Here is a 22,365-nt window from a genome sequence, read left to right as displayed (position 1 = left end):
CCACCATGCCCACCACCTCCCGCCCCCGCATCGTGCTCGCCACCACCGCCGCCGTACTCACCAGCCTCACCGCGGCGGCCGACGCCCTGCCGCAGGCCACGGAAACCGCCACCCACGCGGAACCCTCGGCCGAACCGCTGGCCGGACTGCGCGTCCTGCTGTCCGACGACGACTCCATGCAAGCCGCCAAGGCCTCCCACGCCGACGGACTGGGCCTCTACGAGATGCGCAAGGCGCTGTGCGCGGCGGGCGCCGACGTCGTCGTCATGGCGCCGTGGCAGGTGCAGTCCGGCAAGGGCACCGCCGTCACCAACGGCGGCGCGCTCACGCTGGCTCGGCGCACACGGCTGCCCGCCGGCTACGAGAACGACTGCGCAGGCGCACCGTCCGGCTCGCCCGTCTACGGAGTCTGCCTGTCGGACGACGCCTGTGGCTCCGGCACGCCGAGCGCGACGCCGGCCGACACCGTCAAGTTCGCCCTCCGCTCGGGCCTCGCCGCCAAGGCCGGCTGGACCGACGGCCCCGACGTGGTCGTGACCGGCATCAACTCCGGGCCCAACGTCAGCGCGCAGGTCAACGACTCCGGTACCGTCGGCGCCGCTGTCGCCGCCATCGACGACGGCGTTCCCGCCCTCGCCTTCTCCTCGTCGTCCGGCGACAGCACCAACACCGACTTCCCCGTCGCCAACTACCGGGCCACCGCCGAGTTCGGCACCCGACTTCTCGCCGGAATGCGCGAACGCTCCCTGCTGACCGGCACATTCGCTGTCAAGGTGGACTACCCAGACGTCAGCACCGGCAGACGGGCCAAGGCGCCCCTGTGGACCGACATCGGCCACGGAAAGGTCGTCTGGCACGACTACGCGGCACGCCGAGGCAGCGGCGACACCTTCGACATCGTCCCCGGCGTCTGTGCGGACAGGCCCGGCGACCCCTGCACGGAAACCGTGCGGCGGGCCGACTCCACCGCGCTGCTCAGCGGCCATGTCGCCGTCGCGCCCGTCACCGCGGACCGCACCTACGGTGCCACCGTCGACGACGGGAAGAACCTGCGGAAGCTGAAGCACTACGTCGAGCATGATGCCCCGCGCCCGTGAGCCGGGGCAGACCCCGACCCCTCCACCTCGACGCCGTACAAGACACCAGGAGCAACCAGTGACCGACCACCCCGCGGAGCGCCCCGTCGTCCGCACCGCCCACGGCCCCGTGCGCGGTGAGCGCCGTGCGAGCGGCGTCCGATTCCTCGGCATCCCCTACGCCCAACCCCCTGTCGGCGAACTCCGGTTCGCCGCGCCCGTTCCTCCCGAGCCCTGGTCAGACGTCCTGGAGGCCACCACCTACGGGCCGACCGCGCAACGACGCCCCCTGGCCGAGGTCACCTTCATCCCTGAGCCCAGCGTTCCGGGCGACGGGACGCTCAATCTCAACGTGTTCACCCCCGACCTCTCTCCGGACGCCGGCCTGCCGGTGATGGTGTGGATCCACGGGGGTGGCTTCGTCGCCGGATCCCAGGCGAGCCCTTGGTACGACGGCGCCGCCTTCAACCGCGACGGGGTGGTCGTCGTCTCGGTCGGCTACCGGCTCGGCTTCGACGGCTTCGGGTGGATCTCCGACGCACCGCACAACCGCGCCGTCCGTGACTGGTTGCTGGCCCTCGAATGGGTGCGGGACAACATCCGGCGCTTCGGCGGAGACCCCGACCGGGTCACCCTCGCCGGTCAGTCGGCGGGCGGCGCGGCCGTACTGACCCTGCTGGGAATGCCCCGCGCACAGCACCTGTTCCAGCGCGTGCACTGCCTGTCCGGCCCGGTTTCGCAGGCATCGACGGCCGGGGCGGAACGTGTGGGCCGAAAGCTGGCCGAACTGGGCGGCGTACAGCCGACCCGATCCGGACTGTCCCGGCTGAGCGAGGAACAGATCCTCGATCTGCAGAAACAGGTGTCATCCCTGCCGACGGACACAGACACGGACACCGACGCAGATACGAATACGAATACGAAGACGAGCACAGGCGCGGACCCGGAAGATGCTCTGTCAGGGATCGCCGGCCTGATCACCAAAAGCCTGCCCTTTGCTCCGATGGCCGATGGCGACTTGATCCCTCAGCCCACCCTGGACGCGCTCGCGGCCGGTGTGGGAGCCGACAAGGAGCTCGTACTCGGGGCCACCGACCACGAGTTCACGATGGCGCTGCACCCCGTGCGGGACCGACTCGCCACGGCGGCGCCGGCCCGGATCCTCACCGGGTGCGGCGTGGACGAGACCGTCGCCACCGCGTACGTCGCCGATCACCCGGACCTGGACACGGCCGACGTCGTCGGCCAGTACGTCACGGACCACGTCTTCCGCACCGCCGTGGCCAGGGTCGCCCGGGCCCGCGGCACCGCCCCCACCTGGCTGTACCGCTTCGCCTGGCGCTCGCCCGTCCTCGGCCTGGCCACGCACTGCCTCGACGTGCCCTTCCACTTCGACTGCCTCGGCACCGAAGGGGTCACCGCCGTGGCCGGTGCCGAGCCGCCCAGGACCCTTGCCACGGATGTCCACGGCGCGGCGGTCGCGTTCATCCGCGACGGCAGGCCGGGATGGACACCCTGGACCTCCAGTGCCCCGGCCACGCGGATCTTCGACACCCGCTCCTCCGACACGGGCGACGGCTATGCCGACGTACGCGCCCTGCTCACCGCCCCCGCAGCACAGTCCGACGACGCCCGGCTGAAGTAGCGGGTGAGGCAGGCGATCAAGAGGAGCGGTGGCCGGTCGGTGCGCTGTCAGGCCCGCTGGGGCTCGCGCTTCGTACGGGGCCGCCGGGCCAGCCGCTCCAGGGCGAACGGGCGGGTTGCCTCGGCCGCCGCGCGGTCCCCGGTCACCAGACCGGCGACCGCGCGCCCGGTCGCCGGGGCGAGCATCAGGCCGAGCATGTTGTGACCGCCCGCCGCGACGATCCGCGAGGTGCCGGGGACCGCCCCGATCAGGGGCAGTCCGTCACGCGTCAGCGGCCGGGCGCCCACCCACTCCTCCTCGCGGTCCGCCCAGTCGGCGCCCTCGAGATAGGGGCGGGCGGCCGCGACGATGGCCCGGACCCGGGCCTCGCGGTAGCGGTCGGCGTCGGCCTCGAACTCCATCGTGCCCGCCACCCGGATCCGTTCGCCGGTCTCGTCCAGCGGGGTGAGCACCACGTGTGCCGTTCCCAGGTGGACGAGCCGGCGCAGCGGCTGCTGGGAACGCACCGAGAAGCTGTAACCCTTGCCGGGGAACAAGCCGGGGTCGACACCGAGGCCCCGCAGCAGCGTCTGCGACCACACACCGGCGGCCACGACGGCACGGTCCGCGCCATATGTGCCGGCCGAGGTCCGCACCCGCACCCCGCCCCGTACCTCGTCGACCGAGGTGACCCGGGCGCCCTCCACGATGTGTACGCCGTTGTCCCGGAGCCGGGCGGTCAGGCCGTCGACGAACCTGGACGGGTCGACCGACCACTGATCCTCGACGACGAATCCCGCCCGGGCGGCGTCCGAGAGCGCCGGCTCCGTCGTGGCCATACCGGCACGGTCCAGCACGCCGTCCGCCGACAGCGGCGCACCCAGCGCGGCGAACGAGGCGTGAGCACGGCCCGCGTCCTCGCGCGACGGGAACGCGAACAGATAGCCCTCCTTGCGCGCCGCGCCGTCCGCACCGAGCTGCTCCAGCTCCTCGAACAGCGCGAAGGTGTCCTGGGCGAACCCGGCGAGAGCCTGTGCGCCGCGCCGGTGGTCGCGGCGGTTCGCCCGCCGGGCGAAGCCGGTGAGGAAGCGGACCAGTTCGGTGGTGGGGCGGGGGTGGACGTGCAGGGCGCTGTCGGGGCGGTGGATGCCGCGCAGGGCCTTCGTGACCACGCCGGGCGCGGGCAGCGGCTCCACGAGGCCGGGGCAGATCTCGCCGGCGTTGCCGCGTGAGGCGCCGCTGCCCACCCGGTCGCGTTCGAGGACCGTGACGTCCAGGCCGGCCTCGCGCAGGTAGTGGGCGCAGGCGAGTCCGATGACGCCCGCACCGATGACGATCACCGACTGGGGGGTGGCGGAGGGGAGGGTGTTCATATGAGGTCCGTGACTTCGGTGGAGGAGGTGGAGGAGGTGGAGGGAGCGGTCGGAGTGGACGAGGTGGAGGGGGCGGACGCGGCTGACGCGGCGGTGCCCGTGGGGGTCGCGAGGGAGCGGTCCGGTGCGTTGAGCGACGAGTCGGGCTCGTCCGAGGCGGCCGCTTCGTCCAGCGACAGGCCGCGGGTCTCCGGAGCGAGCACCAGCGTGGCGAGCCAGCCGGCCGCCGCGATGCCCGCGCCGACGAGCATGGCGAGGCGCGTGCTGTGGCCGAGGAGCACCGGTGCGCCGAAGGTCCCGATCGCCGCGCCGACCCGGCTGACACCGGCAGCGAAACCGTTGGCGGTGGCCCGCACCTCGGTGGGGAACAGCTCCGAGGGGTACAGCGCCTGAAGACACTGGCTCGCGAAGGCCGTCACGCCGAACACGGCGAACAGGAGCACCACCAGCCACACAGGCGGGTCGGCCACCGCGGCGAGCCCGGCCAGCGGCAGCACGGAGGCCCCGAAGCTCCAGAGCAGCAGGGCGCGCCGGCCCCGGTTGACCATCAGCATGCCGGAGAGAGAACCCAGCACGAAGAACAACTGCACGGCGACGGCTCCGAGATAGGAGTCCGTACCCTCGCCCAGCCCGAAGGACGCCAGGATGGTCGGCTCGTACGTCGTGATCGCGTAGATCGGCAGCAGCTGGCAGCACCAGAACAGACAGACGAACAGCGTGCGCCGGCCGTAACCGTTGCGGAAGATGTCGCTGTAGCGCGGCGTGACGGCGGGCCGTACCGGTGCCACCAGGGCGCCGACGTCGCCGCCCATCCTGCGCAGCACGGCCCGCGCCTCCTCGACGCGGCCCTGGCTCAACAGCCACTGGGGCGACTCCGGCGTACGCAGCCTCAACAGGAGAACCACCGCCGCCGGCACGGCGCTGCTCGCGAGCAGCAGACGCCAGTCGTCGAGGCCGCCGCGCAGCATCAGCCAGCCGACGGCGTAGGCCACCGCGGCGCCCGCCGACCACATCGTGACGAGGACGACCATCAAGGGTCCGCGGGAGCGTTCCGGAGCGAACTCCGCGGCGATCGTGCCCGCGATCGCGAAGTCCGCGCCGATCGCCACGCCCATCAGAAAACGCAGGACCACCAGCTGCCAGGCCGCGTCCGCGCCGTACTGCAGGGCCGACAGCACGATGAACGCGGCGATCGCGGCCAGATAGACCTTGCGCCGGCCGATCCGGTCGGTGACGTACCCGAAGGCGAGGCCGCCCGCGAACATGCCGACGAGAGAGGCGGAGCCGATCAACCCGGCGCCGCCGGGGCCCAGTCGGAAGGCCGAGGTCACCAGGGGGAGCGCGACCCCGATGATGCTGAGGATGTAGCCGTCGCAGAACTCACCGCCACCGGCGTACAACGTGATGAGCCAGCCGGCACGCGAGTTCGTGCGGGAACTGTCGGGGGAGGTGCCGCCCGTGGACGGTGCGGCGACGGCGCCCGGGGAACCGGGGGAGGCGGCCATGTGCAGCTCCTGGCAGACAGAGGGGGACGGGAGGGAGAACAGAGGTGAAGGAGATCGGGGACGGACGGCGGCGCCGAACGCTGGAGACGAAGGTAGTCACGGCCCTCCCGCCGGTCATCGTGCGGAGCGTCCAGGACCCTCAGGCCATCAGCGGGTTGCCCTTGTACGATCCGCACGATGAAGTCCGACAGCCTCCCCCTGCCCGTTGCCGCCTCGGCCGTACTGACCCCGAAGCTCGCCCACGAGATCGCCCAGGACATCAGCCGCATCGTCGGCTTCAATGTGCTGATCACCGACGCGGACGCCGTCGTCATCGGCAGCGGCGACCCGGCACGCCTGGGCACGGTGCACGAAGCCTCGCTCGACGTGCTGCGCACCCTGCGGCCCACCGCGCACACGGCCGCCCAGGCGCGCCCGCTGAGCGGGGTGCGCCCGGGCGTCAGCCTTCCGCTGCTCCTCGGGGACGAGGCGGTCGGTACGGTCGGCCTGACCGGGTCGCCCGCCCGTGTGCGCCAGTTCGGCCTGGTGGTCCAGCGGCAGACCGAGATCCTGCTCCAGGAAGCCGCCGCGACCCGCAGCCGGATGCTGCACGCCGGTGCCGTCCACGACCTCCTGCGCGGCATCGCCTACTACGACCCCGATCTCGTCGACGCCGCCACCCTGTCCTCCCGGATGACCGAACTCGGCTTCAGTCCCGCGCTGCCCCGCCGTGCGCTGCTCCTGGGCACCCGTGCCGCCGCGGGCGGGCCCGAGGCGCCCGACGTCTCACCGTCGGCCGTGCTCCGCGCCGCCGGCTCGGTCTTCGGCCACCGGCAGGACCTCCTCGGGCACCTCGACTCCGGTCACGTCTTCGTCCTCCATCACGACCCCGACGGGCGATTCCCGGAACGCTGCGCCCAGTTGTGCGCCCTGCTCGCCGAGCGCGCCGGCGCGCACCCGACGATCGGCCACGCGGAGCCCGCCACCGGCCCGGCCGCACTGCACGCCGCATACCAGGACGCCGCCGCGGCACTCCGTCTCGGACCGCGGCTCGACGCCTCCCGCACGGTCTTCGCCGCCCACGAGGTCCGCGTCCCTCAACTGCTCGCCTCCGTACCGCCGCAGGCGCGAAGCCGCTTCCGGGACGCCGTGCTGGGGACGCTGCCCGAAGCCCCGGACTGGCCGCAGTTGCGCGAGACCCTCATCGCCTGGGCGGAGGGCGGCTTCAGCCTCGTCGGGGCGGCGCGACTGCTGCACATCCACCGCAACACGCTGCTCTACCGCCTGGACAAGATCACCCGCCTCTCGGGCCGCCCGGTCCGCGAGCCGGCCGAGGGCATAGCCCTCTACCTGGCCTGCCGGACGGAGCCGTCGCCGTAGCCGGACCGAGGCGATCGGCCTGCGCCGCGCCCGGCCGGAAAATGACCCGAAGTCCCTTGATTTTGCTGGGTGATTGACAGCTGTCGCAGTCGTCCCTACGGTGACGCCACAGGTTTACATCGATGTAACGACGTCGCGCTCCCGTGCCGGTCTCCCCTCGGGGAGCCGCCTCCGAAGGGCTGCCCATGTCCCTGCCGAGCACTCTCCGCGCCGTCCGCCGGATCGTCGTGTCGTTCGGTGCGCTCCTGGCACTCGTCGGCGGTGTCCTTCCGGCGTCGGCCGACCCGTCGCCCGGCGCGCCGCGCACGGTCGCCGCCGCGTCGGGCGGGTTCCGCAATCCTCTGAACAGTGGCCCGGATCCGTACATGACTTACTGGAACGGCAACTACTACCTGACGACAACGCAGGGCGACAGCATCAGAATGTGGCGATCCCCGTCCCTGAGCACCTTGCTGACGGCCGATCCGATCACGGTGTGGACCGACACGGACAGCTCGCGCAACCGCGACATCTGGGCGCCGGAGTTCTACCGGTTCGGCGACCGCTGGTACATGTACTACACCGCGGACGACGGCGTGGACGACCATCACCGCCTCTACGTCCTGGAGTCGGACCGTGACGACCCGGCGGGCCCCTACCATTTCAAGGCCGAGCTCGCGCCGCCCAACCACGCGAACGACTTCGCCATCGACGCGGGCGTCCTGCAGCACAACGGGCGCCTCTACCTCGCCTACAGCGGCATCAACCAGTACCAGCACAACGGCCTTAACATCGCACCGCTCGCCAACCCCTACACGCTCTCGGGCGACGCGGTGGCCATCAACGCCGCGGGCGGCTGCCCGGAGGTCCGTGAGGGGCCGGAGTTCCTGAACCGCAACGGCCGGACGTGGATGACGTACTCGACGTGCGACACCGGCAAGCCGGACTACCAGATCTGGATGATGTCGCTCCCGGACACGGCCGATCCGCTGGTACCGGGCAACTGGACGCAGCACCAGGGCGCCGTCTTCTCCCGCGCCGACGACCACGGCGTCTTCGGGCCGGGGCACCACGCGTTGTTCAAGTCGCCCGACGGCACCGAGGACTGGATCGTCTACCACGCCAAGACGACGAGCACGTCCACGTACAGCAACCGCACCACGCGCGCCCAGAAGTTCGGCTGGAACGCGGACGGCAGCCCAAACTTCGGCCGACCGCTCGCGATGGGCGCCACGCAGGACCTGCCCTCGGGGGACCCTGGGGCCGGCAATTACTGGATCAACGACGACGGCCGCTCCGACGGTCCAGGGACCGTCGCCTACAGCGGCACCTGGAACTCGGGCACCGGCTGCGGGACCCAGTGTTTCTGGAGCGACGACCACTGGAGCGACCGCGCCGACGCCTCGGCCACCTTCACCTTCGACGGCACCCGCATCGCCCTGCTGTCCGTACGCGACGTGGGGAACGGCTACGCGGACCTGAGCATCGACGGCGGACCGGAACAACGCGTCGACTTCTACGGCGCCGTCCGCACCGGGGAGACGGTCCAGTATCTGAGCCCGAGGCTTTCCCCCGGGCACCACACGCTGCGCGTACGGGTCACGGGTCAGCACAACGCGCAGTCGACCGCGTCGTTCGTGAGCGTCGACCGTGCGGAGGTCTACACCGACTGAACGCGGCGGCGCACGGGCGCAGTTGTCGCCCGCACAGGGGGCGGGCGACAACGCGTACTCATGACTGACGCGCAGGTCGTGCGGGCACCGTGGGCGGGGGTGTGCGTCAGAGTCTGCGGGAGACCTCCTGGGCCGCCTGGCGGACCGCCGGGGCGAACGCGGTGAGCTGGTCCTCGGTGACGAGGGCGGCCAGGGAGGACACCGAGACGGCGCCGACGGGATAGCCGTCGGTGTCGAGTACGGGAGCGGCGAGGGAGCAGATCGCCTCGTCGGCTTCCTCGTAATCCATGGCGAAACCGGTGTGCCGGATCGTGTCCAGCTGGTTGAGCAGCGTGGTGCGGTCGGTGACGGTGTGGGAGGTGCGGGCCGGGAGGCCGGTGCGGTCGAGCAGCGCCTTCGTCTCCGTCTCGGGCAGGTGGGCCAGCAGCACCTTGCCGGCGGCTGAGGCGTGCAGGGGGAGGCGGGTGCCCACTTCGGTGGCGATGCGGTAGGCGAGGCCGGGGTCGACCTTGTGGGTGTAGGTGGCGTGGTCGCCGCTGAGGACCGCCAAGTGGATCGCCTGGCCCAGGCGTTGCTGGAGTGCCCGCAGGACCGCGTCGATCCCGACGGTGTCGTCCGAGAGCACCTGGGCGGCCAGTGCGCGCAGTTGGGTGCCGATGCCGTAGCGCCCCTCGCCGTCGGGGACGGCGTAGCCCTCCTCGATCAGGGTCGCGAGGATGCGGTGGGTGCTGGCCTTGGGGACTCCGGAGCGCTCGGCGATCTCGCCCAGCTTGTGGGGGGCGTCCGGGTGGGCGAGTGCGTGCAGGACGCGCAGTGCCTTGGCCACCGAGTTGACCGGGCCCGAGGTCTCGGACTGTCCCGGGGCGGTTGTGTGCTCGCCCTCGGGCCGGAGTTCCGGCGGTGCCGGTTTACGCGTAGCTGACGAGGCGTTCGTCGGGGCGCCCGTCGATTTCAGCGACTCTTCGCGATCCATTGACCCTCCGAAGGCATCCGGCTAGCGTTCAGTCCGTTCTACGGAACGCGAATCTACCCTACGGAACGCCTCGGTGCTCCGTACGCAGTTGTTCCCCCGCGCCCTATCTCATGCTCCTTGGAAGGCCGCCGTCCATGGCTGTGCAGGCATCCGACACAAACCGATTCGATCTTGTGATTCTCGGCGGGCTGGTGGTCGACCCCGAGCGGGGCGCCGTCGAGCCCGGCGACGTCGCGCTCGCCGGCGGCCGGATCGCCGCGGTCGGCCCGGCCGGGACGCTCGACCCGTCCGGCGCCGAGGTGTACGACGCGGCGGGCCTGCTGGTCACCCCCGGTCTGATCGACCTGCACACGCACATCTACGACGGCGCGACCGGCCTCGGAGTCCCGGCCGATACGGCCGGTGTGAGGCAGGGGGTGACGACGGTCGTCGACGCGGGCAGCTGTGGCAGTGACCACTGGCCGCACTTCACCTCCTCGGTCGTCGCCCCGGCCGCCACCCGGGTGCTGAGCTGGCTCAACATCTCCCGCCACGGCCTCGTCCACGGCACCCGGGAACTCGTCGGCGGTGCGGCCGACATCGATGTCGCGGCCACCGGCCGGATCCTCGCCGACAACCCGGCGGCAGTGCGGGGCATCAAGGTCCGTATGAGCCGGTCGGTCCTCGGCGACAGCGGTCTGGCGCCGCTGCGCACGGCCAGGGAACTCGCCGCGGCGCACGCGCTGCCGGTCATGGTCCACGTCGGCAACGCGCCGCCGGCCTTCGGCGACGTCCTGGACCTGCTCGGGCCCGGCGACGTCGTCACCCACGCCTTCCACGGCAAGCCCGGCGGGCTGTTCGGCGACGGAGCCGAACCCCTGCCGCAGGTCCGGGCGGCACTGGAGCGCGGTGTCCTGTTCGACGTCGGACACGGCAGCGCCAGCTTCGCGTTCGACACCGCGGAACGGGCGCTGGCGGCCGGCATCCGTCCGTACACCATCAGCACCGACCTGCACGCACGCAACATGAACGGGCCGGTGCGGGACCTCTGCCACACCCTGTCCAAAATGCTCGCCCTGGGAATGTCGCTGCCGGAGGTCATCCGGTGTGCCACCACGCACCCGGCCGAAGTCCTCGGCATGGCAGGCGAGTTGGGATCGCTGCGGCCCGGCGCCGCCGGAGACCTGAGTCTGCTCCAGGACCGCGCGACGCCCGACCTGCTCACCGACGCCCAGGGAGCCACCCGCCCGGCAGGAACCTGGCTCGCGCCCGTCGCGACCGTCCGCGCCGGGCGCCCGACGCCTATCCGAAAGGCCACCGCATGACCGACGACCCCCTGATCGAGGCGCTCACCGGCGCCGTGGCGGACACCGCCGAGCCTGTGCGCGACGAGGACCGCCACGCCCTGGCCCGGCTGCTCCCGCTGATCGAGGAACGCGCCGCGGCAGAGAGGATCTTCCTCGACGAGGGCCGCCGGCTCGCGCTCGCCGTCCACGCCCTCGGCTTCGTCCGCCGGGTACGCGCCGGCGAACACCTCGACGCGCTGGACCCCGCGGTGGCCGACGAGATCACGGCGGGCCCGCTGTCCGCCGCCCGCGAGCTGATCGACGCGCACGGCGCATCCCTGGGCCATGCCGCCCGGGACACCGAAGTCGTGCTGCTCGCCCTGCACTTCGAGACGGCGCGACAGCTCCAGGAGAGCTCACCGGCCGCACACGGCACCCACGCATGACCGGCCCGCACACCAGCGGGCCAGCCACATCACCGGACGACAAAGGGAGTGCACCATGGCAGTCAAGATCGTGATCGGACACCGGCTCGGCAAGGGCCAGGCGGTCGCCGACGGCATACGGGCGGCGGGCGGGGAACCCATCCTGATCCCGGGCCCCGGCGCGGACATGAAGGTCGGCGACGTGATGGCCGCCGAGGGCGCGGCCCTCGGCATCTCGTTCTGCGGCAGTGGCGGCGCGGGCGCGGTCACCGCCAAGGCGAAGTACGGCCATGACATCGAGTTCGGCATGCGCTCCCCGCAGGCCGGGATCACCGCTGTGCAGCAGGGCAAGACGGTGCTGGGCTTCGGCTTCCTGGACAGCGAGGAACTCGGCTTCAAGGTGACCGAGGCGCTCCTGAAGAAGCTCGGGGAGTCGGCGTGATCGAGGACCGGCACACGGTCCGGGTCAGCGGCACCGGGCCCACCCGCGAGAAGGCGTTCGCCGCCGCCATGCAGCAGGTCTCCGGTGCCGTAGGCAAGCTGACGGACGGCGTCTGCTTCCGCGTGGAGCCGCTCGCCGTCGAGGTCGCGTCCGCGGTCGAACGCCGCTGGACCGAAAGGTTCCTGGGGCTGCTCTTCGCCCGTGAGCGCCGCAGCTACGAGCTGACCCTGCGGATCGAGGTGCGCACCGCCGCACTCGACCTGGACGCCATCGAATTCTCCGTACGCGAGGAGCAGCTGACGCCGCTCCAGCACGCGCTCCACATGAGGTGAGGACACCCGCATGAACGAGACGCTCACCATCGCACTGGAGTCGATGGTCATCGGCGCCCTGATCGGCTTCGGGGCGAGCGCGGGCGTGGCCCGCATGTTCCACGCGCCCAAGGTGCAAGGCATGGGTGCCTTCCGGACCCTGGGCGAACTCAACGCCTGCGAGAACGACCCGGTCGCGCACTTCTCCTTCGGCCTCGGCTTCTTCTTCAACGCCTGGGCCAGCGCGGTCGGCACCGGTGCGCTGACCTCGGACGTCGATCACCGCATCGTCCCGCACTGGGCCGCCGCGCTGTCGATGACCAAGAACCGCAACCTCGACGAGACGCTGCACAACCCGCGCCGGATGGCGGCCTACGGGGCGTGCGTCGGCCTGGTCCTGGTGACGGTTCTGAACACCACCGCCGCGTCCATTCCGCACTCGCTGCAGAAGGTCGCAGCCGACGTGCTCGGCCCCGCGTCGGAGTGGCTGATCAACCCCGTCATGCCGATCGTCTTCTGGATGGCGGCGGTCGACGCGGGGCGGCGCAGCGGAGGCTGGGCCACCGTGCTCGGCGGTCTGGCGCATGTCGTGATGGGCAACGCGGTTCCCGGCATCGTGCTCGGCATCGTGGTCGGCAAGGGCATCGACGACCTGGGCTGGACCAGGGTCACCAAGTCGCTGGCCGGCGCGGTCGTGATGCTGTTCGTCGGCAGCGCCTTCCTGCGCGGTGTGGACATCCAGCTGCTGCAGCAGATGAAGGCGGACGTGCCGCACTGGCTGAGCCGGCTCCACGACGCGACCGGCACCACCCCGACGAAGTGAGCGAGGCACCGCGATGACCACGAACGACGCCACCACCACCGCGGGAGCCGCGGCACCCGCGGGCAAATCCCGCGGCAAAGTCCCCGTCGAGGGCAGCTTCTGGCTCTCGGAATGGGCCTTCCCGCTCTTCGTGGCGGCCCTGGCGGCCGGCATCTTCGCCGGTACGCACCTGTACTACGTCTACCGCACGGGCACCTTCAGCGACGTCGCCGTCACCGCCATGCTCAAGGGCGGTATGGACAGCGGGAGTTACGGGGCGGCCGCGGCCTTCGGCGCCGGCTTCCTGTTCGCCCGGATCATCGAGGGGCCGATGGTCGGCATCCTCGACATCGGCGGCTCGCTGCAGACCGGTGTCGGCATCGGCATCCCCGCGATGCTGCTGGCTGCAGGGATCACCGCCCCGCTGGAGCACTTCTGGCTGGCCCTGCCCACCGGCGCCCTGCTGGGCGCGCTGATCGGCACCCTGATCCTGGCCATCCGGCGGGCCACGGTGAACTCGGCGGGCGGCACTTCCACCTTCGGCGCCGACGTCATGATGGGCGCCGGAAACTCCGCCGGCCGCTACCTGGGCCCCTTGGTGATCATCGCCGCGGCGACCGCCTCTCTCCCTGTGGGCCTCGGCTCCACCCTCGGCGCCGCCCTCTTCTACTGGTGGAAGAAGCCCCTGACCGGCGGCGCCATCCTCGGCGCCATGCTCTTCGGGCTCTTCTTCCCCATCGCGGGCACCTAGGGCCTGTCGTCACATTCCCGTCTGCCCGGCGGCGTCTGGCCCTAGGGCCCGTCGTCTGGATCACGCCGGGCGCGCGGGCGCCGGCACCGCGCCGCGCGGCGTTGTCGTCCGTCGCCGACGCTCCGCGTGGGCCCCTTCCTCCGCCTCGCGACGCACGGCATCAGCACCCGCTCCCTGATCAGGCTCGATCCACTCCCTGATCCGGCCTGATCAAACGAAAGACCCTGGCCCGCGGCGCCCTCTCTCCCGGCGCGATCCGAAGAAGCAGGCCCCACCCCCCCACATGGATCTGCTCTCCACGAAAGGCACCATGAACACGCTCTACGAGGACCTGGGCCTCACCCACGCCATCAACGCCAGCGGCAAGATGACCGCCCTCGGCGGCAGCCGGCTCGACGACCGGGTGATCGCCGCCATGGGCGAGGCCGCCCGCGGCCATGTGGTGATGGACGACCTGCTCGTCGCCGCGGGCCGGGAACTCGCCCGCGCCACCGGCACCGAGGACGCCTGCCCCACCACCGGCGCCGCGGCCGGCATCGCCATCGCGGTCGCCGCCCTCATCGCCGGCACGGACCCCGCCCGCACGGAGCGACTGCCCGACGCCGGCGGGGCGCCCGACGAGGTGGTGCTGCAGAAGGGGCACGCCGTCCACTTCGGCGCCTCCGTGTGCCAGATGATCGCCATCGGGGGCGGTCGGCCCGTCGAGGTCGGCGCCGTCAACAAGGCGCGGCCCGAGCACTTCACCGCCGCGATCACCGACCGCACCGCGGCTCTCCTGTATGTCCAGTCGCACCACGCCGTACAGAAGGGCCAGGTCCCGCTGGAGACGGTGGTGGCCATCGGGCGCGAGCACGGTATCCCGGTGATCGTGGACGCGGCGGCCGAGGAAGACCTGCGCCGCTGGCCGGCCACCGGCGCCGACCTGGTCGTCTACAGCGGCGGCAAGGCCATCGGGGGCCCCACGTCCGGGCTGATCTGCGGACCGGCCGACCTGATCGCCGCGTGCCGCGCACAGTACGGCGGCATCGGGCGGCCGATGAAGGTCGGCAAGGAAACCGTCCTCGGCCTCGTCCAGGCGGTGCGCGACTACGCAACCTCGGCCGGCGCCGTCGACCCCGAGCAGCAGCACGCCCGCATGACACGGCTCGCCGAGCGCGTCGGCGGACTGCCGGGACTCTCCGCGCGCGTCGTCCGCGACGAGGCGGGCCGGCTCATCCACCGGACGGAACTGACCGTCGACCCCGAGGAGGCGGGCCGCACCGCGGCCGAGCTCGCCGCGGAGCTGGCACAGGGGCAGCCGCCCGTGTTCCTGCGGGACCACCACGCCGCCACCGGCAGGCTGGCCGTCGACCCCCGGCCGCTGACTCCGCAGGAAGAGGAGCAGATCGTGGCCCGGCTCACCGGGATCCTGGGCGGCGAGCGGGTCAGCGCCGGGCCACGCGGTGACGGAGAGCAGACAGAGGCCGGGCGGACACCGGCACCGGACCGGCAGGACGCACAGGCGACCGGAACGCCGGCCGCCGGGACAACGCGCGAGCCGGCGGCGGACGCGGACTGCGCGACGACGCCCTTGGAGCGCCGACTGGTGGTGACCGAGGCGGCAGGGCTGCACGCCCGGCCGGCGGCGGCCTTCGCCCAGGCCGCCGGCCGCAGCTCGGCGGCCGTGACGGTACGCCGAGCCGGCACCGAAGGCTCCGAGGCCGACACCCGCGAGGTCCCCGCCCGCAGTGTGCTGTCCCTGATGTCGCTCAACATCCGCTCCGGCGAGGAGATCGTCCTCACCGCGCGCGGTGAAGGGGCGGCCGAGGCACTCGCCGAGCTGGCGGCCATCGCCGCACCCGAATCCGCCTGACTCCGCCCCGCCCACCGAAGGACCACCCCGCCATGTCTCTCACCCCCGCCGTCCAGAGCGTCGTCGACCACCTCCAGCAGGCCCGTGCCGTGCCGACCGTACGGGCCGCCGACGCCGACACCGCCTACGCACAGGCCCGCGAGCTGCTCGACGCCGGTTTCACCACCTTCGAATTCACGGCCACCACCCCCGGCTGGGAGGGCCTGGTGAAGAGCTGGCACCAGGAGTTCCCGCAGGCGGTGTTCGGGCTCGGCACGGTGACCTCACCGCAGATCGCCGAACAGGCGCTGGCCGCCGGCGCCCAGTTCCTGGTCAGCCCGTTCCAGGTGCCCGACGTCCGCCCCGTCGCGGACGACGCCGACCGGCTGCTGGTCGAGGGCGGTCTGACCTCCTCCGAACTGCGCACCGCCGCCGAACGCGGCGTGGCGAAGCTCTTCCCCGCGCACATCGGGGGCATCGCCTATCTCAAGTCGCTGCTCGCCGTGCTGCCCGGCGCGCGGATCATGGCGACCGGCGGAATCACCGTGGACAACACCGCCGAGTGGCTCGCCGCCGGCGCCTTCACCGTCAGCATCGGCAGCGACATACGGGGCAACGCCACCAGGCTGCGCACGCTCCTCGACGCCTGAGCGACGCCGAGGGACGTGCCAGGCACGACGGGGGATTTCGCTGGGCGGGGCCGTGTGAACGATCAACCCGGGGGACCGTTTGAACGATCAAAACGGGGGCGGGTTAGCATATGAGCGCCGCCTAGCTCGAAAGATAAACCTGTGACTGTCAAAGACGACTCGTTCACCAACTGGAAGAACCGCGAGGAGATCGCGGAGTCGATGATCCCGATCATCGGGAAGATGCACCGGGAGCGGGACGTCACCGTCCTGCTCCACAGCCGCTCCCTGGTGAACAAGTCGGTGGTGAGCATCCTCAAGACCCACCGGTTCGCCCGCCAGATCGCCGGTGAGGAACTGTCGGTCACCGAGACGATGCCGTTCCTGAAGGCGCTGGCCGCGCTCGACCTCGGCCCGTCGCAGATCGACATCGGCCTGCTCGCCGAGGCGCACCGGGCCGACGACCGGGGTCTCTCGGTCGAGGAGTTCACCGCCGAGGCCGTCTCCGGCGCCACGGGTGAGAACAAGATCGAGCGCCGCCAGGCGCGCGACGTCGTCCTCTACGGCTTCGGCCGCATCGGCCGCCTCGTCGCCCGCCTGCTCATCGAGAAGGCCGGCTCCGGCAACGGACTGCGGCTGCGCGCCATCGTCGTCCGCGGCGGTGGCGACCAGGACCTCGTGAAGCGCGCCTCGCTGCTGCGCCGCGACTCCATCCACGGCCAGTTCAACGGCACGATCACGGTCGACGAGGCGAACAGCACGATCGTCGCCAACGGCAACGAGATCAAGGTCATCTACGCCAACGACCCGTCCGAGGTCGACTACACGGCGTACGGCATCAACGACGCCATCCTGATCGACAACACCGGCAAGTGGCGTGACCGCGAGGGCCTGTCGAAGCACCTGCGTCCCGGCATCGAGAAGGTCGTCCTGACCGCTCCGGGCAAGGGCGACGTCCCGAACATCGTGCACGGCGTCAACCACGACATGATCAAGCCGGACGAGCAGATCCTGTCCTGCGCGTCCTGCACCACCAACGCGATCGTCCCGCCGCTGAAGGCGATGGACGACGAGTACGGGGTGCTGCGCGGCCACGTGGAGACCGTCCACTCGTTCACCAACGACCAGAACCTGCTGGACAATTACCACAAGGCCGACCGCCGCGGCCGCTCCGCGCCGCTCAACATGGTCATCACCGAGACCGGCGCCGCCTCGGCCGTCGCCAAGGCGCTGCCCGACCTCAAGGCGCCGATCACCGGCAGCTCGATCCGCGTGCCCGTGCCGGACGTCTCGATCGCGATCCTCAGCCTGCGCCTCGGCCGTGAGACCACCCGTGAGGAAGTCCTCGACCACCTCCGCGACGTCTCGCTGAACTCGCCGCTCAAGCGCCAGATCGACTTCACCACCGCCCCCGACGCGGTCTCCATGGACTTCGTCGGCTCGCGCCACGCCTCCATCGTGGACGCCGGTGCCACCAAGGTCGACGGCGACAACGCGATCCTCTACCTGTGGTACGACAACGAGTTCGGCTACTCGTGCCAGGTCATCCGCGTCGTCCAGCACGTCTCCGGGGTGGAGTACCCGACCTACCCGGTCCCGACCGCGTAAGCCTCGACAGCCCGAGGGGGCCCGGCCGTTGCGACGGCCGGGCCCCCGGGCGTTTGTCGCAGCAGGGGACCCCTACCGGTCGCCCGCGAGCGTGCGCATCCACGCCTCGACCTCGTCCGCCGACCGCGGCAGGCCCGCCGACAGATTCTCCGTGCCCTCGGCCGTGACCAGGAGGTCGTCCTCGATCCGCACGCCGATGCCGCGGTACTCCTGCGGCACCGACAGGTCGTCCGGCTGGAAGTACAGGCCGGGCTCGACCGTCAGCACCATGCCGGGCTCCAGCGGACCGCCCACGTACGACTCCGTGCGCGCGGCAGCACAGTCGTGGACGTCGAGGCCGAGCATGTGGCCGGTGCCCGCCATGGTGAAGCGCCGCTGCAGACCGAGCTCGAAGACCCGCTCCGGGTCACCCTCCAGCAGGCCCCACTCCACCAGTTTGCCCGCCAGGTGACGCTGCGCCGCGTCGTGGAAGTCACGGTAGGCCGCCCCCGGCTTCACCGCGGCGATGCCCGCCTCCTGGGCCTCGTACACCGCGTCGTAGATCTTGCGCTGGAGCGGAGTGAACGTGCCGCTGATCGGGAGCGTGCGCGTCACGTCCGCGGTGTACAGCGTGTGGGTCTCCACGCCCGCGTCGAGGAGCAGGAGCTCACCCGGGCGCACCGGGCCGTCGTTCTGCTCCCAGTGCATGATCGTGGCGTGCTCGCCGGCCGCGCAGATCGAGCCGTAGCCGACGGCGTTGCCCTCCAGGCGGGCGCGGCGGAAGAAGGTGCCCTCGATCCAGCGCTCCGAGGTCGCGATCGCCGTGGCCAGCTCCCGTACGACATCGGTGAATCCGCGCACCGTGGAGTCGACTGCCTTGCGCAGTTCGCCGATCTCCCACTCGTCCTTGACCAGGCGCAGCTCGGACAGCGCCTCCTCCAGTGCGGCGTCGCGCTCCGCCTCCGTCGTCACGGCGGCCTCGAGTGCCGGGTCGTGGCCGCGCACGATACGGGTCGGTGCCTCGGGCGCGGCCGACAGCTCGGCGGCGGCGTCGCGGATGTCGCGGCAGGGCAGGCCGAGGACCAGTTCCGACTCGGCGAGGCTGCGGCGCCGGCCCATCCACAGCTCGGACGTCATGCCGGTCCAGAACTCGTCGCTGTCACGGCTGTCGCGGGGGAGCAGGTAGAGGTGGATGTCGTGCCCGCCGCCCTCGCGCGGCTCGAACACGACGGCGCTGTCGCGCGCCTGATCTCCCGTCAGGTGCACATACGCCGAGTACGGACGGAAGGGGTAGTAGCTGTCGTTCGAGCGGATCTTGAGCCGGCCGGACGGGATCACCAGCCGCTCGCCCGGGAACCGCTCGGACAGGGCGGCGCGGCGACGGGCGGCGTGCGGCGCCTGCTCGTCCGGGCGCAGATCGCGCTGCTCGGTGTCGGCCCAGCCCGTCCGCATCAGGGCGGAGAGCTCGTCGGACAGGCCCGCGTAGAGGCCGTTCTTGCGTCCCTGGGGCCGGGGTTGGGCCTCGGGCTGTGACGTCGCCTGAGTCGTGGGCTGTGGCCTGGGCTCGGAGGAGGACACGGTGCACCCTTCTGCTGTCTTCCGTTGTGGTTTCGGCTGAGCTGACCGTCAGCCTAGTGACCCTTGGCGCACTTGGGAACATGTGACATAGTACTGCCGTGACTACGCGGCTGACCTGCGATGTTGTAGTGGTCGGCGCCGGAATGGTGGGCGCCGCCTGCGCCCTCTACGCGGCGCGGGCGGGACATTCCGTCGCCCTGGTGGACCGGGGCCCCGTGGCCGGAGGCACCACCGGCGCGGGCGAGGGGAACCTGCTCGTCTCCGACAAGGAACCCGGCCCCGAACTCGAACTCGCCCTGCTCTCCTCCCGGTTGTGGTCCGCACTCGTGGCCGAACCGGGGACGGCCGATGCCGTCGAGTTCGAGGCCAAAGGCGGAGTCGTCGTGGCGTCGTCCGCCGAAGGCCTGACGGCACTGGAGAAGTTCGCCGTGCAGCAGCGCGACGCCGGTGTCGACGCGCGCGCCGTCACGGCCGACGAGCTCTACGCACTCGAACCGCAACTCGCCCCCGGGATGCCGGGCGGCGTCCACTATCCGCAGGACGCCCAGGTGATGCCCACCCTGGCCGCCGCGCACCTCGTACGGCTCGCGCGCGCGGCGGGAACACGGCTGCTCACCGGCGCGCCCGTCACCGACGTGCTCCGGTCGGCGGACGGTTCCGTACGAGGCGTCCGCACCGGACGCGGCGAGATCCACGCCCCCGCCGTCGTGAACGCGGCCGGCACCTGGGGCGGAGAGCTGGCCGCACTCGCCGGGGTCCGGCTGCCGGTGCTGCCCCGGCGCGGCTTCGTCCTCGTCACCGAGCCGCTGCCGCGCCTGGTCCGGCACAAGGTGTACGCCGCCGACTACGTGGCCGACGTGGCGAGCGACTCCGCCGCGCTGCAGACCTCACCGGTCGTCGAGGGCACCGCGGCCGGGCCCGTGCTGATCGGCGCGAGCCGCGAACGCGTCGGCTTCGACCGCACGTTCTCGCTGCCCGTCGTGCGATCCCTCGCGGCGGGGGCGGCACGGCTCTTCCCCTTCCTGGAGGACGTCCGCGTGATGCGCTCCTACCTGGGTTTCCGCCCGTACATGCCGGATCATCTGCCCGCGATCGGGCCGGACGCGCGCGTCCCCGGACTCTTCCATGCCTGCGGGCACGAGGGCGCCGGCATCGGACTCGCCACGGGAACAGGGCACTTGATCGCCGCGGCGCTCGGTGGCGGACGGCCGGATCCCGCGCTCGCGCCGTTCCGCCCGGACCGCTTCCCCGAGGAGACCTCGTGAACGGCAAACGCACACCACTGCATCTGGTCAGGGCCGAGCCCGGGCCCGCGTACACCGCCACGTTCGACGGCGCGCAGATCGCGGTGCTGCCCGGGCAGACCGTCGCCGCGGCACTGTGGTCGGCGGGCGTCACCGCCTGGCGGACCACGCGCGGCACGGGCGAGCCGCGAGGCGTTTTCTGCGGCATCGGCGTCTGCTTCGACTGCCTCGTGACCGTCAACGGCCACCCCAACCAACGGGCCTGCCTCGTACGGGCGGAACCCGGCGACGACATCCGCACCCAGCACGGCACGGGCCACGCACACCTGGCGGGCGGGGAGGAACTGTGAGCCGTAGCCCTGATGAAAGCGCGCCGCGCTCGCTCGCGGTGATCGGGGCCGGGCCCGCCGGGCTCGCCGCCGCACTCGCCGCGGCCGTCCGCGGGAGCCGCGTGACGCTGATCGACGCGGGCGCGCAGGCCGGCGGCCAGTTCTACCGCCAGCCCGCCGAGGAACTGGGCGCCCGCCACCCGCAGGCACTGCACCATCAGTGGCGCACCTGGGAGCGGCTGCGGGACGGCCTGGCCGCACAGATCGCCAAGGGCCGCATCACCCACCTGACGGAACATCATGTGTGGTGCGTGGAAAGGCTCGAGGAGCCATCCGGCTTCCTCGTCCACGCGCTGCACGGACCAACCCAGGAAGAGCCGTCCGTGGTGCGCGCGGACGCCGTCGTCCTGGCGACCGGCGCCTACGAAAAGGTGCTGCCCTTCCCCGGCTGGACCCTGCCGGGCGTGATCACCGCGGGCGGCGCCCAAGCCATGCTCAAGGGCGGACTCGTCCTCCAGGGGCGAACGGCCGTCGTGGCGGGCACCGGTCCACTGCTGCTGCCGGTCGCCGCCGGACTGGCCGCGGCCGGTGCGCAGGTCGCCGCGCTGGTCGAGTCCGCCGGGGCGCAGGATGTCGCCCGGCACGCGAGGACGCTCGCCGCCCACCCGGACAAACTCGTCGAAGGCGCCGGGTACATGGCCGAACTGATGCGCCGTCGCGTGCGGTTGAAGGCCCGGCACGCCGTCGTGGAAGCGCGGGGCGACGGTGCGCTCGAAGCCGTCACCGTCGCCGCGCTCGACCGTGACGGGCGCGTGGCACCGGGCTCCGAGCAGGTGATCGCCTGCGACACCCTCGCCGTCGGCCACGGCCTGCTGCCGCAGACCGACCTCGCCGAGACGCTCGGCTGCCGCCTCGAGGGGACGGCCGTGGCCGTGGACGACGAGCAGCGCACCGACGTCCACGGGGTGTGGGCCGTGGGCGAGACCACCGGAGTGGGCGGCGCGGCCCTCTCGCTCGCCGAGGGCCATATCGCGGGGTGCTCCGCCGCGGCACGGCTCGCGGGGCGCGAACCCGACCCGCGCGGGTGGGAGGCCGCCGCCAAGTCCCGTGCCAGGACGAGACAGTTCATCGCCTCCCTCGACGTCGTCTTCGCACCGCGCGCGCACTGGGCCGAGCAGGTCACCGACGACACCGTCGTGTGCCGGTGCGAGGAGGTACCGGCCTCCGCGATCCGTGAGGCGGTCGGCGAGCTCGGGGCCACGGACGCGCGCACGGTGAAACTGCTGACTCGAGCCGGTATGGGCTGGTGCCAGGGCCGCATGTGCGGACCCGCTGTCGCCGGGCTCACGGGCTGCCGACAGGTCGCGTCCGGAAGGCCGTTCGCCCGGCCCGTACCGCTCGGAGTGCTCGCCCGGGCGGGGGAGGACCCGCCCGACGCGTGAGCCCGGCCGCCCCTCCGGCGACCGCAACCATCAGACCGGACACCCCATCAGGCATCAAGCCGGACATCCTCAGCCCTCGGACCGGACATCCTCAGCCCTCGGACCGGACACCCCCAGCCCTTGGACCGGGACATCCCCAGACCTCGGACCGGACACCCGTTTTCATC

At 72.0% G+C, this 22,365-nt stretch carries 20 protein-coding genes; 16 read left to right on the top strand and 4 right to left on the bottom strand.

Annotated features, from left to right (window positions below; translation table 11 throughout):
• The first annotated feature begins 5 nt into the window (after window positions 1–5).
• Entirely contained in the window at window positions 6–1,097 is a 1,092-nt protein-coding gene (locus ACFC96_RS05470; protein ID WP_340459883.1) for a 5'/3'-nucleotidase SurE, read from the top strand.
• A gap of 58 nt (window positions 1,098–1,155) precedes the next feature.
• Window positions 1,156–2,721, top strand: coding sequence for a carboxylesterase/lipase family protein (locus ACFC96_RS05465; RefSeq protein WP_376610351.1), 1,566 nt, complete (start codon window positions 1,156–1,158; stop codon window positions 2,719–2,721).
• A 47-nt stretch (window positions 2,722–2,768) separates the two neighbouring features.
• Here ACFC96_RS05465 and ACFC96_RS05460 read toward each other — a convergent pair whose 3' ends face one another.
• Window positions 2,769–4,073 (bottom strand): NAD(P)/FAD-dependent oxidoreductase, encoded by a 1,305-nt coding sequence (locus ACFC96_RS05460; RefSeq protein WP_376610349.1) that lies wholly within the window; start codon window positions 4,071–4,073, stop codon window positions 2,769–2,771.
• The gene (locus tag ACFC96_RS05455; protein ID WP_376610348.1) at window positions 4,070–5,578 is read right to left on the bottom strand and encodes an MFS transporter; all 1,509 of its coding nucleotides are present in this window, start codon (window positions 5,576–5,578) and stop codon (window positions 4,070–4,072) included. Before ACFC96_RS05455 ends, ACFC96_RS05460 begins: the two co-directional genes overlap by 4 nt.
• A gap of 177 nt (window positions 5,579–5,755) precedes the next feature.
• Here ACFC96_RS05455 and ACFC96_RS05450 point away from each other — a divergent pair, with 177 nt between their 5' ends.
• A complete protein-coding gene (locus ACFC96_RS05450) occupies window positions 5,756–6,937 on the top strand; it encodes a sugar diacid recognition domain-containing protein (protein ID WP_340457080.1) in 1,182 nt (393 codons plus the stop codon).
• 185 nt (window positions 6,938–7,122) lie between these two features.
• On the top strand, window positions 7,123–8,589 hold the full coding sequence (locus ACFC96_RS05445; RefSeq protein WP_376610346.1) for a family 43 glycosylhydrolase: 1,467 nt from the start codon (window positions 7,123–7,125) through the stop codon (window positions 8,587–8,589).
• Window positions 8,590–8,695: 106 nt separating this feature from the next.
• Here ACFC96_RS05445 and ACFC96_RS05440 read toward each other — a convergent pair whose 3' ends face one another.
• On the bottom strand, window positions 8,696–9,562 hold the full coding sequence (locus ACFC96_RS05440; protein ID WP_376610344.1) for an IclR family transcriptional regulator: 867 nt from the start codon (window positions 9,560–9,562) through the stop codon (window positions 8,696–8,698).
• A gap of 134 nt (window positions 9,563–9,696) precedes the next feature.
• On the opposite strand from ACFC96_RS05440, the gene ACFC96_RS05435 reads away from it, so the two are divergent.
• The 9 genes from ACFC96_RS05435 to ACFC96_RS05395 all read left to right on the top strand — a co-directional run bounded on the left by ACFC96_RS05435 (window position 9,697) and on the right by ACFC96_RS05395 (window position 17,626).
• Entirely contained in the window at window positions 9,697–10,866 is a 1,170-nt protein-coding gene (locus tag ACFC96_RS05435) for an amidohydrolase/deacetylase family metallohydrolase (protein ID WP_376610343.1), read from the top strand.
• Entirely contained in the window at window positions 10,863–11,273 is a 411-nt protein-coding gene (locus tag ACFC96_RS05430; protein WP_376610341.1) for a hypothetical protein, read from the top strand. The genes ACFC96_RS05435 and ACFC96_RS05430 overlap by 4 nt, the downstream gene beginning before the upstream one ends.
• Before the next feature lie 55 nt (window positions 11,274–11,328).
• Window positions 11,329–11,694 (top strand): SFCGS family glycine-rich protein, encoded by a 366-nt coding sequence (locus ACFC96_RS05425; RefSeq protein ID WP_100592857.1) that lies wholly within the window; start codon window positions 11,329–11,331, stop codon window positions 11,692–11,694.
• Entirely contained in the window at window positions 11,691–12,026 is a 336-nt protein-coding gene (locus tag ACFC96_RS05420) for a DUF4312 family protein (protein ID WP_340457086.1), read from the top strand. Before ACFC96_RS05425 ends, ACFC96_RS05420 begins: the two co-directional genes overlap by 4 nt.
• A gap of 10 nt (window positions 12,027–12,036) precedes the next feature.
• Window positions 12,037–12,828 carry a DUF4311 domain-containing protein gene (locus ACFC96_RS05415; protein WP_340457087.1) on the top strand — a complete coding sequence of 264 codons (792 nt, stop codon included), beginning with the start codon at window positions 12,037–12,039 and terminating at the stop codon, window positions 12,826–12,828.
• Between the two features lie 13 nt (window positions 12,829–12,841).
• Window positions 12,842–13,558: a DUF4310 family protein gene (locus tag ACFC96_RS05410; protein ID WP_376610339.1), complete on the top strand. Its 717-nt coding sequence runs from the start codon at window positions 12,842–12,844 to the stop codon at window positions 13,556–13,558.
• Window positions 13,559–13,868: 310 nt separating this feature from the next.
• Window positions 13,869–15,410, top strand: coding sequence for a DgaE family pyridoxal phosphate-dependent ammonia lyase (locus ACFC96_RS05405; RefSeq protein ID WP_376610338.1), 1,542 nt, complete (start codon window positions 13,869–13,871; stop codon window positions 15,408–15,410).
• A gap of 32 nt (window positions 15,411–15,442) precedes the next feature.
• On the top strand, window positions 15,443–16,039 hold the full coding sequence (locus ACFC96_RS05400) for a bifunctional 4-hydroxy-2-oxoglutarate aldolase/2-dehydro-3-deoxy-phosphogluconate aldolase (protein WP_376610336.1): 597 nt from the start codon (window positions 15,443–15,445) through the stop codon (window positions 16,037–16,039).
• Between the two features lie 141 nt (window positions 16,040–16,180).
• Window positions 16,181–17,626, top strand: coding sequence for a glyceraldehyde-3-phosphate dehydrogenase (locus ACFC96_RS05395; protein WP_340457092.1), 1,446 nt, complete (start codon window positions 16,181–16,183; stop codon window positions 17,624–17,626).
• A 72-nt stretch (window positions 17,627–17,698) separates the two neighbouring features.
• Here the strand turns inward: ACFC96_RS05395 and ACFC96_RS05390 are convergent, their stop codons facing one another.
• Window positions 17,699–19,057: an aminopeptidase P family protein gene (locus ACFC96_RS05390; RefSeq protein ID WP_340457125.1), complete on the bottom strand. Its 1,359-nt coding sequence runs from the start codon at window positions 19,055–19,057 to the stop codon at window positions 17,699–17,701.
• A gap of 224 nt (window positions 19,058–19,281) precedes the next feature.
• Here ACFC96_RS05390 and ACFC96_RS05385 point away from each other — a divergent pair, with 224 nt between their 5' ends.
• From ACFC96_RS05385 to ACFC96_RS05375, 3 genes are read left to right on the top strand one after another with little or no spacing between them, the layout of a single operon-like run.
• The gene (locus tag ACFC96_RS05385) at window positions 19,282–20,448 is read left to right on the top strand and encodes an NAD(P)/FAD-dependent oxidoreductase (protein ID WP_376610334.1); all 1,167 of its coding nucleotides are present in this window, start codon (window positions 19,282–19,284) and stop codon (window positions 20,446–20,448) included.
• Window positions 20,445–20,777, top strand: a complete 333-nt coding sequence (locus ACFC96_RS05380; protein WP_340457095.1) for a (2Fe-2S)-binding protein — start codon at window positions 20,445–20,447, stop codon at window positions 20,775–20,777. The genes ACFC96_RS05385 and ACFC96_RS05380 overlap by 4 nt, the downstream gene beginning before the upstream one ends.
• Window positions 20,774–22,198 carry an NAD(P)/FAD-dependent oxidoreductase gene (locus ACFC96_RS05375; RefSeq protein WP_376610332.1) on the top strand — a complete coding sequence of 475 codons (1,425 nt, stop codon included), beginning with the start codon at window positions 20,774–20,776 and terminating at the stop codon, window positions 22,196–22,198. Before ACFC96_RS05380 ends, ACFC96_RS05375 begins: the two co-directional genes overlap by 4 nt.
• The last annotated feature ends 167 nt before the right edge of the window (window positions 22,199–22,365 follow it).

Source organism: Streptomyces sp. NPDC055955 (genome assembly GCF_042270245.1).
GTDB lineage: Bacteria > Actinomycetota > Actinomycetes > Streptomycetales > Streptomycetaceae > Streptomyces.
Note: the sequence above shows the minus strand (reverse complement) of the source record. Positions and strands in the feature narration are given on the sequence as shown.